At 70.1% G+C, this 14023-nt stretch carries 12 protein-coding genes; 10 read left to right on the top strand and 2 right to left on the bottom strand.

What is annotated here, in order from left to right:
- On the bottom strand, positions 1-1050 hold the full coding sequence (locus tag WG923_RS26880; RefSeq protein ID WP_445322982.1) for an ATP-NAD kinase family protein: 1050 nt from the start codon (positions 1048-1050) through the stop codon (positions 1-3).
- Positions 1051-1343: 293 nt separating this feature from the next.
- On the opposite strand from WG923_RS26880, the gene WG923_RS26875 reads away from it, so the two are divergent.
- From WG923_RS26875 to WG923_RS26865, 3 genes are all read left to right on the top strand, one after another.
- Complete coding sequence (locus WG923_RS26875) at positions 1344-1574, top strand: hypothetical protein (RefSeq protein WP_340354100.1); 231 nt, start codon at positions 1344-1346, stop codon at positions 1572-1574.
- 98 nt (positions 1575-1672) lie between these two features.
- A complete protein-coding gene (locus WG923_RS26870) occupies positions 1673-2608 on the top strand; it encodes an ABC transporter ATP-binding protein (RefSeq protein WP_340354099.1) in 936 nt (311 codons plus the stop codon).
- Positions 2605-3366: an ABC transporter permease gene (locus tag WG923_RS26865; protein ID WP_340354098.1), complete on the top strand. Its 762-nt coding sequence runs from the start codon at positions 2605-2607 to the stop codon at positions 3364-3366. Before WG923_RS26870 ends, WG923_RS26865 begins: the two co-directional genes overlap by 4 nt.
- Before the next feature lie 646 nt (positions 3367-4012).
- Here WG923_RS26865 and WG923_RS26860 read toward each other — a convergent pair.
- Complete coding sequence (locus WG923_RS26860; RefSeq protein ID WP_340354097.1) at positions 4013-4636, bottom strand: glutathione S-transferase family protein; 624 nt, start codon at positions 4634-4636, stop codon at positions 4013-4015.
- Positions 4637-4877: 241 nt separating this feature from the next.
- On the opposite strand from WG923_RS26860, the gene WG923_RS26855 reads away from it, so the two are divergent.
- The 7 genes from WG923_RS26855 to WG923_RS26825 all read left to right on the top strand — a co-directional run bounded on the left by WG923_RS26855 (position 4878) and on the right by WG923_RS26825 (position 13674).
- Positions 4878-6476 carry a hypothetical protein gene (locus WG923_RS26855; RefSeq protein ID WP_340354096.1) on the top strand — a complete coding sequence of 533 codons (1599 nt, stop codon included), beginning with the start codon at positions 4878-4880 and terminating at the stop codon, positions 6474-6476.
- Entirely contained in the window at positions 6473-6952 is a 480-nt protein-coding gene (locus WG923_RS26850) for a tetratricopeptide repeat protein (protein ID WP_340354095.1), read from the top strand. Before WG923_RS26855 ends, WG923_RS26850 begins: the two co-directional genes overlap by 4 nt.
- Positions 6953-7302: 350 nt before the next feature.
- Entirely contained in the window at positions 7303-8241 is a 939-nt protein-coding gene (gene ku / locus WG923_RS26845) for a non-homologous end joining protein Ku (RefSeq protein ID WP_340354094.1), read from the top strand.
- Between the two features lie 3 nt (positions 8242-8244).
- Positions 8245-9120 carry a tetratricopeptide repeat protein gene (locus WG923_RS26840; protein WP_340354093.1) on the top strand — a complete coding sequence of 292 codons (876 nt, stop codon included), beginning with the start codon at positions 8245-8247 and terminating at the stop codon, positions 9118-9120.
- Positions 9120-11660 carry a DNA ligase D gene (ligD, locus tag WG923_RS26835; protein ID WP_340354092.1) on the top strand — a complete coding sequence of 847 codons (2541 nt, stop codon included), beginning with the start codon at positions 9120-9122 and terminating at the stop codon, positions 11658-11660. Before WG923_RS26840 ends, ligD begins: the two co-directional genes overlap by 1 nt.
- A 324-nt stretch (positions 11661-11984) precedes the next feature.
- Positions 11985-12377 (top strand): hypothetical protein, encoded by a 393-nt coding sequence (locus tag WG923_RS26830; RefSeq protein ID WP_340354091.1) that lies wholly within the window; start codon positions 11985-11987, stop codon positions 12375-12377.
- A gap of 160 nt (positions 12378-12537) precedes the next feature.
- Positions 12538-13674, top strand: coding sequence for an MBL fold metallo-hydrolase (locus WG923_RS26825; protein WP_340354090.1), 1137 nt, complete (start codon positions 12538-12540; stop codon positions 13672-13674).
- Positions 13675-14023: the final 349 nt, after the last annotated feature.

Below are 14023 nucleotides of genomic sequence, written 5' to 3'. Positions count from 1 at the left end.
TCAGGGGGTGGGAAAGCGGGTCGCGAGCAGCCCGTCGCGCGCGGCTGCGGCCATGCAGCGCTTCACGTCGAGCGTGTGGAAGGCGTCTTCGCGCAGGGTCATCGTCACGCGTTCGCCGGGGTCGAAGGTGAGTTCGCGTTCGCCGTCGAGCGCGACGCTGCCGGCCTCGGCGCTCACGGCCAGCGGCTCGCCGGCCACCATGCGCTGCCAGCTCGCCACCGCCACGGGGCGCACCAGGCCCGGCGCGATCGGCGCGTTCAGGTGCAGCAACGCGTGGCGTGCATCGGTCGCCAATTGGACGGACAGGCCCCCCGGGTCGCGGCGGCCCACCGGCTGCAGCAGGCCGCCGATGGACGACAGCCCGATCGCCTCCGGCTCCGCGAAGGCGAAGTAGGCGGCGGCCAGCGACTGCGTCTTCCACAGCGCGCGGGCGCCGACCGTGCGGTCCTGCGTGACGACGGCATCGACGATAGCTATGTCGCGCCGCGCTGCGCGGCGGCCATCCAGGATGCTCACCTCGATCAGCTTGTTCGGCTGCAGCGCCTCGCCAGCGTCCAACCGGCCCATGGCGTAGAGGCCGGCCGCCAGGCCCGTGATCGTGGGCTCGCGCATCTCGGGGAAGGCATTGTTGGTGCCGGTGGAAAGCCCGGCGATCGGCAGCGCGGCACCGCCGGCGGCCAGCTCGCGCACCACGGCGCGATGCGTGCCGTCGCCGCCCAGCACGATGATGGCCGCCACGCCGGCGCGCTGCAGCAGCCGGGTCGCCGCGAAGGTGTCTTCCACCGTGGAGGTCGGCTCCATGTCGAGCCACTCGAGCTCGGGCAGCTCCGTGTCGCCGCGCTTGAGGTGGCGATCGAGCAGCGCGTGAATGCCGGCGCGATCGGGCATCAGCAGCACGCGCTCCACGCCGACGGCGCGGGCGGCCTGCAGCACGCGGATGACGATGTTCACCCGCTCGCTGATCTGCAGGTTCCCGGCATGCGCGACGACCCGGCGGATGTCGCGCGCGGACACGGGGTTCGCGATGATGCCGAGGGCGGGCGGTGACATGGCGGGCATCCCCGCAAGACCCATGCCGTCGCGTGCCACGAGGGCTTGGCGCCGCGAGATCGCTCATGGTCGTGGGGCCGGTCCGCCATCGCCGCACCTGCCCCGGCGTCACCCTGCGACGCTGCTGTCACAGGGGGTGTGACAGGCTGCGCGACGATCGCCTGCGCTCTCCGCGTCTACGCCTCGACGGCGTGGGCAACGCCTGGGCCAGGGCCGTCCCACGTAGGAGTACCTACCTGCCCCGGCGCGCTCCCACCCAGCGGATAATGGTGCACTGCAGCATAGGAATGCCCATGGAACGATCGAACCGAGAGCGCACCTACTTCACGGTGACCGACGAAGCGGGCCAAGGGCATCCTGCGATGGAATATCTCGCCGGCACCCTGGACGAAGAGCCCGCGTTCCAGGTCTTGCCGCTCAAGCGCTTCGTAAAGCTGATCGGATCCGGGGAAGCCCTGGAATCCATTGGCGAAGGGCGTTTCGTCGGCTCCCGCAGCCGGCGCAAGTATTCCGCTGGCCCCTAGCTAGTGTCCTGTCGACCCTGACCCGAACCGTCCGGGTCCCGGCACGCTGCTCCCCACGAAAGCATCCCGCCGGAAATTGGGATACGCTGCGCGGCCACATGCATGAAGCGATCCTCTCCATCGCCGGGCTTTCCAAGACCTACGCGTCCGGTTTCTCGGCCCTGAAGAACATCAGCCTCGAGATCCGGCGCGGCGAGATCTTCGCCCTGCTCGGACCCAACGGCGCGGGCAAGACCACCCTGATCAGCATCGTCTGCGGCATCGTCAACGCGAGTACCGGGACGGTGACCGTCGACGGACACGACATCGGGCGGGATTTTCGAGCCGCGCGTTCGCGCATCGGACTGGTGCCCCAGGAACTCACGACCGACGCCTTCGAGACCGTGTGGAACACGGTGAGCTTCAGCCGCGGCCTGTTCGGCAAGCCTCCGAATCCTGCGCATATCGAGAAGGTGCTGCGCGACCTGTCGCTGTGGGAGAAGAAGGACAGCCAGTTGCGCACCCTCTCGGGCGGCATGAAGCGACGCGTGCTGATCGCCAAGGCGCTGTCGCACGAACCCACCCTGCTCTTTCTCGACGAGCCGACGGCCGGCGTGGACGTGACCTTGCGCCAGGAGATGTGGGCGCTGGTGCGCTCGCTGCGCGCCAGCGGCGTCACGGTGATTCTCACCACCCACTACATCGACGAGGCGGAAGAGATGGCCGACCGCATCGGCATCATCAGCAAGGGCGAGATCATCCTGGTGGAAGAGAAGGCGGAGCTGATGCGCAAGCTGGGGACCAAGGAACTCACGCTGCACCTCGCGCAGCCGATGGAGCGACTGCAAGCGGCCCTGGGCAACTACGCCCTGCAGCTGGCCGGCGACGGCTCGGAGCTGGTCTACACCTACGACGCCCGGACGGATCGCTCCGGCATCAGTCACCTGCTGCAGGACCTGGAGGCCGCCGGCATCGCCTTCAAGGACCTGGAAACCCGCCAGAGCTCCCTCGAGGACATCTTCGTGACCCTGGTGCGTGACACCGACTCCCCATGAACCTGCATGCGATCCGCGCGATCTACCGCTTCGAGATGGCCCGCACCTTCCGGACCCTGCTGCAAAGCATCGTCTCGCCGGTGGTCTCGACTTCCCTGTACTTCGTGGTGTTCGGCTCCGCCATCGGCTCGCGCATCCCGGAGGTGGGGGGCGTCAGCTACGGCGCCTTCATCGTCCCGGGTCTGGTCATGCTGTCGCTGCTCACGCAAAGCATTTCGAACGCCTCCTTCGGCATCTACTTCCCGAAGTTCTCCGGCACCATCTACGAGCTGCTGTCGGCTCCGGTCTCGGCGTTCGAGATCGTCATCAGCTATGTCGGAGCGGCCGCGACGAAATCCATCGCGCTGGGACTCATCATCCTGGGGACCGCGGCCTTCTTCGTTCCCTTGCGGATCATGCATCCCGGGGTCATGCTGCTGTTCCTGGCCCTCACCGCCGTGACCTTCAGCCTGCTGGGTTTCATCATCGGCATCTGGGCCGATGGCTTCGAGAAACTGCAGTTCATTCCGACCCTGATCGTCACGCCCCTCACCTTCCTGGGCGGCAGTTTCTATTCCATCGACATGCTCCCGCCGTTCTGGCAGAAGGTCACCCTGTTCAATCCGGTGGTCTACCTGATCAGCGGATTCCGCTGGAGCTTCTATGGCGTGGCCGACGTGAGCGTGGGCATCAGCCTGGCCATGACGCTGTTGTTCATGGCGCTGTGCATGGGGGTGGTGGCCTACATGTTCAAGACCGGTTACCGGCTCAAGAGCTGAGAGCTCGTTGACCGCGACAGGGACCCGGTCGATGCCGCTGCCATCTCCTGCGGGAGAGCTGTGCGAGCCGCCCGCCCTGACGGGGCGCATCGCCGCTGGAACGCGCAGTGTGGAAGCAGGCAACCGCGGACTTGCGCTGCCAGCCCCCTGCGCACGAGATGGCGCCCTGGCATTGCGGGATGGAAGGAGCCGTGCCATGGCCGAGCCCACCATCCACGACACCTGGCAGGAGGGTGGTGCGTACGAGCGCTACATCGGGGCACCGTCCAAGTTCTGTCCCTGATCCACCGTCGAGCACGCGGATTTCGAACCCCTCGATACAGAACTCACCGTGCGGGCCAGAGGAGCACCTTGGTGCTCGAAATCAGCGAAATACGCCGAAGCGATGGAGATGCTGCGCTCCTACTGGGATGCCGCGTCAGGCCTCGACCCCGAGGCCATTGCGCTCGACGGGGGGCGGCGCTTCGGCCTGTGCAGGCCCGCCGCGCTGCAATCCGCGTTCGAGCAGGCAGGCTTCAGCGGTGTGGCCGTCGCGCCGCTGCAGATTGCCACCGCGTTCCGCAGCTTCGACGATGACTGGCAGCCCTTTCTCGGAGCGCAGGGGCCGGCGCCCGCGTACGTGGCATCGCGCCACCTGCGGCCCACCTCACCCGCCCAAGCCGTGCTGCTTCGCGACCGCGGCGTTGCGCGCATCCGCGCGCTGCAGGGCGGGACGCGCGGCGAGCCGGTCGCAGTACGCGACGAATGCGGGCCTCGCCTCGAGCAAGTTGAAGCGCAGCATGTAGCGCAGCGTGCCGCCGAAGATCACGTCGGCCATCGAGAAGCGGTCGCCCAGGAGGAACTCGCGGCCGGTCACCGCGCTCTCCATGGCACGCAGCATCGACGCAGGGTCGCCCCACCCCGCCTGCGAGGGCTTGAACTCCCATCGGGCCGCCTGCGCCATCGCGCCGGGCTCGATCACCGACGGCGCGAAGAAGGACCACCGCAGGTACGTCGCGCGCGCGACGTCGTCCGGCGCGGGCGCGAGCCGGCCCAGCGAATAGCGGTCGGCCAGGTACAGCCCGATGGCCGCCGACTCGGTCACGACGGCGTCGCCGTCGACGAGGATCGGCAGCTTGCCCATGGGGTTCAGCGTGACGAGCTCGGCGGCCTTGTGGGCCCCCTTCATGATGTCCACGAAGCGAAGCTCGTACGGCACGCCGACCTCCTCGAGCATCCAGACCACGCCCGCAGCGCGCGAGAAGGGGTGGTGGTAGAGCACGATCGACATGGCGGTGGCCTCTCTTTCAGGGGCGCAGTCTAGCGTCTGGCAGCCAGTCGAAGGTGGAGGTTCACGTCGCAACGGCCGGTCGTGGACAGGTGCGCCCCTCCCCTGGAGGCCAGTGCGTGGCCCCGGGCCTGGCTCGCACCGATGTGCGATTGACCCCTTGCGGCCAGCGGCGCAGACTGCGGCACGCAGGAGGGCTGCCCGCATCCTGCGGGCGTCGCCCTGCGATCACGGTGAGGGCACCATGAACCCACGTCATTCGCTCACAGTCCTCTCTGCCGCGCTGCTGCTCACCTCGGGCGCGGCGCTCGCGCACGACGAAGGGGGCCAGGGCGGCCGGGTCGGCCGCGTCAAGTTCGCCTCCTCCTGCAGCCCCGAAGTGCAGCCCTTGCTGGAAACGGGCGTTGCCATGCTGCATTCGTTCTGGTTCACCGCGACGGAGAAGGCGTTCCGCGACGTGCTGGCGCGGGATCCGTCGTGCACCATCGCGCACTGGGGCGTGGCGGCCATCCTGATGGGCAACCCGCTCGCGGGCCAGGGCGCGCTCGCCAAGGATGCCGCCGCGGCGCAGGCCGCCATCGACGCGGGCCGGCAGGTGCCGCCGAAGACGCAGCGCGAACGTGACTACATCGAGGCGGTCGCAGCCTATTACCGCGATTTCGCGACCCGCCCCGAACGGGCACGCCAGCAGTCGCGCTCCGAGGCCTTCCAGGCCCTGGCCGCCCGCTATCCCGAGGACGACGAGGCGCAGATCTTCGCCGCGCTGTACATCGCCGGCACCCAGTCGCAATCGGACCAGACCTTCGGCGCCTACCGCAAGGCGGCGGCCGTGCTGGAGCCGCAGTTCGTCCGCCACCCGGACCATCCCGGCGTCGCGCATTACCTGATCCACAGCTACGACGCCCCGCCGCTCGCGCAACAGGGCGTGAAGGCGGCGCGCCTGTACGCGGGCATCGCGCCGGCGGCGCCGCACGCGCTGCACATGCCCTCGCACATCTTCACGCGCATCGGCGCGTGGGAGGATTCGGCCGCGACCAACCGCCGGGCCTCGGAAGCGGCCAAGACCAGCGGCGAGCCCGACCAGGCGTACCACGCCAGCGACTACTCGGTGTATGCCTACCTGCAGATGGGCCGCGACGCCGACGCGCAGCGCGAGATCCAGGAGGCCCTGCAGGTGAAGGGCTACAACGCGGGCGTGCGAACCGCACCCTACGCGATCGCTGCCATGCCCGCGCGCTATGCACTCGAGCGCGGTGCCTGGCGCGAAGCGATGCAACTGCAGCCGCAGCCCACGCGCCACCTGTATCCCGACGCGATCACGCATTTCGCCCGCGCGCTCGGTGCCCTGCGCACGGGCGACACGGCGGCAGCGCAGAAGGAAGCGGCGGAACTCGAGCGGCTGCACAAGGGGCTGCAAGCCGCAGGCGACAGCTACTGGGCGGGCGAGGTCGAGGTCCAGCGGCTCGCCGTCGCCGGCTGGATGGCGCTGGCGCAAGGCGACGCCACGAATGCCGTGCGCCTCATGCGCGCCGCGGCAGACCTGGAAGACGGCACCGAAAAGCACATCGTGACGCCCGGCCGCGTGCTCCCTGCCCGCGAACTGCTCGGCGAGCTGCTGCTCGAGGTGAAGCAGCCCGCGGCGGCGCTGCGCGAGTTCGAGGCTTCGCAGGTTCGCGAGCCGAACCGCTTCCGCAGTCTCTCCGGCGCCGCCCGCGCCGCCGAGGAATCCGGCGATCGCGCCAAGGCAGCGCTGTACTACGGCAAGCTCGTGGAACTGGCCAAAGGCGCGGACGCTCCGCGCCCGGAACTCCTGAAGGCCCGCGCCTGGTTCGCGCAGCGTTGAAGCACACGCACCGCGCCCACGCCATCGCGGCCTGCCTGGTGCTTGCCGCGCTGCTGCCTGCCGCCCTTGCCGAGCCCACCGACGACGCTCCGGCCGCCGCGGCACGGGATCCTGACTACGCGGCGGGCAAGGCCGCGATGGACCGCAAGGACTGGGCCGAGGCCGTGCGGCGATTGCAGCAGGCCGCGGTGCGCGATCCGGAGAGCGCCGACCTGCAGAACCACCTCGGCTACGCGTATCGCAACCTCGGCCAGTTGCCCACCGCGCTGCGCCACTACGAGCGGGCCATCGCGCTCAACCCGCGGCACCGCGGCGCGCATGAATACATGGGCGAGGCTTACCTCATGCTCGGCGACCTGCCGAATGCGGAGAAGCACCTCGCCGCCCTGCGGCGCATCTGCCTGCTGCCGTGCGAAGAACTGGCGGACCTGGAACAGGCGATCCGGCAGCATCGCCTGCGCTCCAGCGCACGCTAGCGGCCAGGCCGCGGTCGCCGGCAAACCTTCGGGGCGTACTGCGCGTTGGTGGGCTGGCCGGCCACGACGTGCCCGACGGCGCCGTGCTTGCGGGCCGACAGGAAGGGGAGCGCGCCGCGAAGCGCTGCAGAACGCGTCCAGGGCCAGCGGCAAGACGGTTGCCGAGTGCGTCGAAACGGACGGGCTGGACGCGACGACAGCGGAAAGACTGCTGGCGTCAGCAGCCCCCCGCGAGGGCCTCTTGCCGGCGTGTCGCCCCCCGAACCGCTTCCCATGGGCCGCTCCACGCCCTAAGATCCGCCGCAGCGACGCCCGGGCAGTGCCGCACGATGGGCGAGAAAGGTTGTTCCATGGCCGCAGCACGTTCCATCGCTTCGCTGTCCTTGTCCTTCGGGCTCGTGTCCATTCCCGTGAAGCTGTATTCGGCCACCGAGTCGTCCGGCGCGGTCAAGTTCAACCTGCTCACCAGGGACGGCACGCGCCTGAAGCAGCAGTACGTCTCGGAAAAGGACCCCGCGCTCGTCGTGCCGCGGTCGGAGATGGTCAAAGGCTACGAGTTCGAGAAGGACCGCTTCGTTCTCTTCACGCCCGAGGAGCTGAAGGCCCTCGAGGAGTCCGCCAGCCCGATGATCGAGATCATCTCCTTCATCCCGGAGAAGTCGGTGGACCCGCTGTTCTACGACAAGGCCTACCTGCTGGCTCCGGACAAGCGCGGCGGGAAGCCCTACGCGCTGCTGGCCGAGGCGATGCGGCGCAGCGGCCGCTGCGCGCTGGCGCGGTGGGCGTGGAAGGCGAAGCAGTATGTGGCGCAGATCCGCGCCACGGACGGCGGCCTGGTGCTGCAGCAGCTGCTCTATGCGGATGAAGTTCGCTCGCTCAAGGACCTGGACATCGAGCAGGTCGAAGTCACGCCCGGCGAGCTGCAGCTCGCCCTGCAGCTGATCGAGCAGATCTCCACCGACAAGTACGATCCCGCGCTGTACGTGGACGAGGAGAAGAAGCGGATCCTGGCCGCCATCGACGCGAAGATCGCCGGCCAGCAGGTGGTGACCGCGTCGCACGAGGAGGCGGCAGGCTCGGCGCAGGTGATCGACCTGATGGAGGCGCTGCGCGCCAGCCTGGCGAAGAAGCCGGCGCCCGCGGCCAAGCCCGAGGTCGCGCCCATCCAGACGCAGCCTGTCATTCCGACCCGGGAACGCAAGGGCGCGAAGCGCGCGGCCGCCACGCCCACGACGCCCGCGGATGCGGCCCCGGCCGCTCCCGCGAAGGCCCGCGCCGCGCGCAAGTAGCCGGTGCCCGCACCAGCGGTGACAGCGGCCGACGACGGCTCCACGTTCACGCTGCGGCGCGTCCAGGCGCTCCTGGGCCTGTCGCGGCATGTCGTGGCCGGCCTGATCGAGGCCGGCTTCGTCCATCCCACGCGCGGCCGCCGCAACGAGTGGCGCTTCACCCTGCAGGACCTGATGCTGCTGCGCACCGCCCACGCACTGCAGTCGCAAGCCATCCCGCCACGGCGCATCCTGCGCTCGCTGGAGCGCTTGCGGGCGGCGCTGCCGCCGGAGCTGCCGCTGACCGGGCTGCGCATCACCGCAGTGGGCCCGGACGTGGTGGTGCGGGACCGCAGCGGACGGCTGCAGGCCGACAGCGGCCAATGGGTGATGGATTTCGAAGTGGCGCCCGTGGCCGGCACGGTGGCGATCCTGCAGCGCCGCGCAGCCGAAGGCCAGGGCGAGCCCGCCTCCCTCGACGGGCCGCCGGACGCGCGCGCACTCTACGAACAGGCGCTCGCGCTCGAGGCGACGGACGCCGCCGCGGCCGAAGCCGCCTACCTCCAGGCCCTCGCGCTGGCGCCCGACCTGGAGGACGCCTACCTGAATCTCGGCGCCCTGCTCGATGCCGCCGGCCGCCATGCCGAGCTGCTGCGCCTGTGCGACGCCGCCCTGCGGCATTGCCCCGGTTCCGCGCTGCTGCACTACAACCGCGGCCTGGCCCTGGACCACCTCGGGCACCTGGAACAGGCCGCCGCCAGCTACGAGCGCAGCCTGGCGCTCGACCCCGGGCTGGCGGATGCGCATTTCAACCTGGCGCAGCTGCACCAGCAGGCCGGCGACGAGCGAGGTGCGCTGCGCCACTACAGCGCGTACCGGCGCCTGCAGCGCCAGGTGTGATGCCGGCGCGCGCAACGAAGAAGGCCGATCCCGCCGGCGCCCTTGCGCGCTACCGGGCCCGGCGCGACTTCGGCATCACCGGGGAGCCACGCGGCGACGAACCTTCCGACGGAGCTCAAGGTCCGCTGTCGTTCTGCATCCAGAAGCACTGGGCCAGCCGGCTGCACTACGACGTGCGCCTCGAACTCGATGGGGTGCTGCTCTCATGGGCGGTGCCCAAGGGCCCCAGCTACGACCCCGCCGACAAGCAGATCGCCATCCACGTGGAAGACCATCCGCTCGCGTACGGCAGCTACGAGGGCACCATCCCCAAGGGGCAGTACGGTGCCGGCAGGGTGATCGTGTGGGACCGCGGCACGTGGGAGCCGGTGGGCGACCCGCGCCAGGGGCTGAAAGACGGCAAGCTCCTGTTCACCCTGCGCGGCCAGAAGCTGGTGGGGCGATGGGAGCTGGTGCGCATCGCCAGGCCGGGCGACCGGCAGGAAACCTGGATCCTGTTCAAGAAGCGTGACCGCGACGCGCGGCCGCGCGCGGAGTACGACGTGGTGAGCGCGCTTCCGGACAGCGTTGTCGCCAGGCCGCTGAAGCCCGAGCCGGCATCGGACAGCGGGCCCGTTCCCCCCGGCGCCGTGGTGGCGCCGCTCCCGGCGAGCCTCGCACCGCAGCTGCCCACGCTCGCCGCGACCGCACCGGCCGGCGAGGGCTGGAGCTGGGAGATCAAGTTCGATGGCTACCGGCTGCTGGCGCGCATCGACGGCCCGGTGGTGAAGCTCGTCACCCGCGGCGGCCACGACTGGTCGGCGCGGATGCCGGCGCTGGTCGAAGCAGTGCGCGCGCTGGGCCTGGGCAGCGCCTGGCTGGATGGCGAGATCGTCGTGATCGGTCCCGGCGGCACGCCGGACTTCAGCGCGCTGCAGAACGCGATCGACGGCGCGCGCGGCGACGACATCGAGTACTTCCTCTTCGACCTGCCCTACCTCGAAGGCAACGACCTGCGCCAGGTGCCGCTGGCGGCGCGCCGCCAGCTGCTGCAGCGGCTGCTGCAGGAGCGGCCGCAGGCGCGCCTGCGGCTGTCCGAAGCCTTCGATGCCGATCCGGCCGCGCTGCTCGCGTCCGCGCGGCGCATGGGCCTGGAGGGCGTCATCGCCAAGCGCAAGGACGCCCCCTACGAATCGCGCCGCACCGAAACCTGGCTCAAGCTGAAGAACAAGCTGCGCCAGGAGTTCGTCATTGCCGGCTACAGCGACCGCTCTGGCGGCCAGCACGAGGTCGGCGCCCTGCTGCTCGCCGTGCACGATCCCGATGGCTCGCTGCGGTACGTGGGCAACGTGGGCACCGGGTGGGACGCGAAGACCGCCGCCGCCCTGAAGAAGACCCTGGGAAAGATCGCGGCGGGCATCTCCCCGTTCGGCGGACAGCCGCTGCCGCGCAGCCGCTGGAGCACCGGCGCGCGCCGGGACGTGCATTGGGTGCAGCCGCAACTGGTGGCGGAAGTGGAGTTCTCGGACTGGACGCCCGACCGGCAGCTGCGCCATGCGAAGTTCATCGGCCTGCGCACGGACAAGCCAGCGGCCGAAGTGCGGCTGGAGAGCGCCGTCGTGCCGGCGGCACCGGCGCCGGTCCGGGCCGGCGCCAGCGTCGTGGAGGGCGTGCAGGTCTCCAACCCGGAACGCGTGATCGACCCGGCCAGCGGCGTGACCAAGCTGGAGCTGGTGCGCTACTACGCATCGGTGGCGGACTGGATGCTGCCGCACCTGCAGGGCCGGCCCTGCTCGCTGGTGCGCGGTCCCGCCGGGGTGGAGGGGGAACTGTTCTACCAGAAGCACCTGAGCGACCAGGCCCTGCCCGGAGTGCGCGAACTGCCGGCCCGTCTGTGGCCGGGGCACCCTCCGCTGCTCGAGATCCCCACGCGCGTGGCGCTGGTCGCCGCGGCGCAGATGAACGCGATCGAGTTCCACACGTGGAACGTGCAGGAGCGCAGCTTCGCCACGCCCGACTGCGTGATCTTCGACCTCGATCCCGGCGAGGGCGTGGCCTGGCAGCAGGTGCAGGAAGCCGCCCTGCTGGTGCGCGGGATGCTGGAGGAACTGGCGCTGCGCAGCTGGCTGAAGACCAGCGGCGGCAAGGGCCTGCACCTGGTCGTTCCCTTGCTCCCGCGGGACGGGTGGGAGACCGTCAGGGAGTTTGCCGAGGCCGTCGTGCAGCACCTGGCGAAGGTGATCCCGCAGCGCTTCGTCGCGAAGTCCGGCGCCCGCAACAGGGTCGGGCGCATCTTCGTCGACTACCTGCGCAACAGCCACGGCGCCACCACGGCCGCGGCGTTCTCGGCGCGCGCCCGGTCGGGCATGGGCGTGTCGATGCCGATCGCCTGGGACGATCTCGATCAGGTGAGGAGTGGCCATCAGTGGACGGTGCGCACGGCGCGCGAGCACCTGTCCTTCCAGCAGGCCGATCCCTGGACGGATTACTGGCGCTGCGAGCAGACGCTGGCGGCGGCGCTGGGGATGGTGCGGACCCCAAGGGGGAAGCCGACCGCGTGAGCCTGGCGAGGGGTTGCCATGTCGGCGAAACGGATCGAGACGGTGCCGGTGGTGCGTGCCTGCAACTGGCTTCATCGAGGGGTTTACGCTGGATCAAGAAGCGGTCGCCCTCGGGCACCCGAGCGCCTGGGCCGGGAAGTGTCCGGGCACAGGTTCGCCCCAATGACGGCATCGGGCCGCCGCGCGCGTTAGCACACCACCCCCACCCTTGCCAAGAGCACATTCGGGCGATGACCCGCGCACCCGCCTGCCTTCACCATCTCCTCGGTGAGAAGGCGGCCACAAGCGGCGAGCGGGGGACGGGAAGTGCAGACATACAGGGTCTTGATGAAGGGGCTGCGGCCAGGCGTGGCGCCCGAGGACGCCGCGCCGCTGCTGGCCGCGAGTTTTCACATCGACGAGGGCCAGGTCCGGATGCTGTTGGCGCAACTGCCCGCCCAGGTGAAGAGCGCCGTGGCCTACGAGAGGGCAGTGGAATATCAGCGTTCCATCTGCCAGGCCGGCGGCGATTGCGTGGTCGAAGCAGAAGCACCGCCCCACCTCCACCTGCCCGAAGCCGCGAGCGTGCTGCAGACGACGAGCGGACATTCGGTGATCGAGGACGGCATCGCCATCTCGCAGTTCGACTACGAACCGCACTCCGACGCCCCGTCGGGCGGGCTGCGCTCGCTGAAATCCTGGTGGGCGAGCCACGTGCGGCTGGTGCACGTTCGCTGACAACCCCACGGGCAGCCTCGGCCCGCCGCTACTGCCGGCTGCGAATCCGGTTCTCCCGCGCCGGCGCGAACGTGCGCTGATCGCACCGTGCATGGCTGGCACGCTCCCGCGTATCCTGTCGGCCACGGACGCGAGCCGCGCGTCCACGCACGGGGAACGCATGAAATCGCTCGGCAGCAGGGCCGCGGGTGCGCGGCTGGAACGCATGCAGGCTTCGCCCTTGTGGGCCGGCGGGCGCTTTCGCAACGTGCATCCGATGCTGCCGGGGTTGCGCGATCCGCAGGCCACCATGCCCTCGCTCACGGATTTCCTCTGCGGCGGGGAACGTCGCGTGCCGACCGCGCCGCTGCCGACCCTGGATCCGCGGGACACCTGGACGCGTGCGCCTGCCAGCGGCCTGCGCGTGACGTGGCTCGGCCACTCCACGCTGCTGGTCGAGATCGACGGCCTGCGCGTGCTCACCGATCCGGTGTGGGGGCCGCGCGCTTCGCCCTCGCGCTTCGCCGGCCCGAAGCGCTTCCAGCCCGTGCCGGTCCCGCTGCGCAAGTTGCCGCCGCTGGACCTGGTGCTGGTCTCCCACGACCACTACGACCACCTGGACTATCCCACCATCCGCGAACTGGCCCACGTCGACGTGCCCTTCGTCACCTCGCTCGGGGTCGGCGCGCACCTGGAGGCCTGGGGCGTGCCGGCCGGGCGCATCGTCGAACTCGACTGGTGGGAGTCGCACCGGCTGCCCGGCACGGAACTGACGGTCACGGCGGCGCCATCGCAGCACTTCTCGGGCCGCGGGATGAAGGACCGCAACGCGACGCTCTGGTCCTCGCTGGTCCTGCGTTCGCAGCGGCACGCCGTGTTCTTCAGTGGCGATACCGGCCTGACGACGGAATACGCGTCCATCCGCGAGCGCCTGGGACCGTTCGACCTGGTGATGCTGGAGGTCGGTGCCTTCCATCCGGCCTGGGGCGACATCCACCTGGGGCCGAAGAACGCGCTGGAGGCGCAGCGGCTGCTGGGGGGCGCGCCCTTGCTGCCGATCCACTGGGGCACCTTCAGCCTGGCGATGCATGCCTGGGACGAACCGGCCGAGACCCTGCTGGAACTCGCGCCGAAGCTGGGCGCGCAGCTGGTGATGCCCCGCCTCGGCGAAGCCGTGGAGCCCGCCCATGCGCAGGCGGTCGAAGCCTGGTGGCGCGGCGTCGAAACGCGTGCGCCGCGCGCTCCCGCGCAGGCGCCGGAGGCCTCCGCACCCGCGCTCGGGGGCTTGCCGAAGGAGATGCCCTGGCCGATCGACTGAAGCACACAGCCATCCCGGATCGAAGGCTCCTTGCCTGCGCGTCAACTGCCTCGGGATCTCTCCACTGCCGATGCAGGCCGTCCAAAGGCTCGATCGAACGCCCACGTGAACGCGATGGCGTAGACGAAGAAGGTGAGTGAAGAACGTGCGCGCGGAGCCGCTCCCATGGACCAGGCTCAGCCTGGCGACGCGGTCAGGGTGGGTCTCCGCGAACGACCAGGCGATCTGCCCGCCAGGTGGATTTGCCTGCCTGCTATGGCTTCGGCTGCGCCGACACGAGCACGGGGCGGTCGCGGTATAGCTGTGGCAGCACCGCTTTCAGGTTGGCGATCTTGGGCAGGTCGAAGGC

Source organism: Ramlibacter sp. AN1133, assembly GCF_037890035.1.
In the GTDB taxonomy this organism is placed as follows: domain Bacteria; phylum Pseudomonadota; class Gammaproteobacteria; order Burkholderiales; family Burkholderiaceae_C; genus Ramlibacter.
This window is presented reverse-complemented; position numbering and strand designations above follow the sequence as displayed.

Coding starts and splice junctions, on each gene's coding strand:
- WG923_RS26880 (WP_445322982.1), bottom strand. CDS start 1,050: ATGTCACCGCCCGCCCTCGGCATCATCGCGAACCCCGTGTCCGCGCGC.
- WG923_RS26875 (WP_340354100.1), top strand. CDS start 1,344: ATGGAACGATCGAACCGAGAGCGCACCTACTTCACGGTGACCGACGAA.
- WG923_RS26870 (WP_340354099.1), top strand. CDS start 1,673: ATGCATGAAGCGATCCTCTCCATCGCCGGGCTTTCCAAGACCTACGCG.
- WG923_RS26865 (WP_340354098.1), top strand. CDS start 2,605: ATGAACCTGCATGCGATCCGCGCGATCTACCGCTTCGAGATGGCCCGC.
- WG923_RS26860 (WP_340354097.1), bottom strand. CDS start 4,636: ATGTCGATCGTGCTCTACCACCACCCCTTCTCGCGCGCTGCGGGCGTG.
- WG923_RS26855 (WP_340354096.1), top strand. CDS start 4,878: ATGAACCCACGTCATTCGCTCACAGTCCTCTCTGCCGCGCTGCTGCTC.
- ku (WP_340354094.1), top strand. CDS start 7,303: ATGGCCGCAGCACGTTCCATCGCTTCGCTGTCCTTGTCCTTCGGGCTC.
- ligD (WP_340354092.1), top strand. CDS start 9,120: ATGCCGGCGCGCGCAACGAAGAAGGCCGATCCCGCCGGCGCCCTTGCG.
- WG923_RS26825 (WP_340354090.1), top strand. CDS start 12,538: ATGAAATCGCTCGGCAGCAGGGCCGCGGGTGCGCGGCTGGAACGCATG.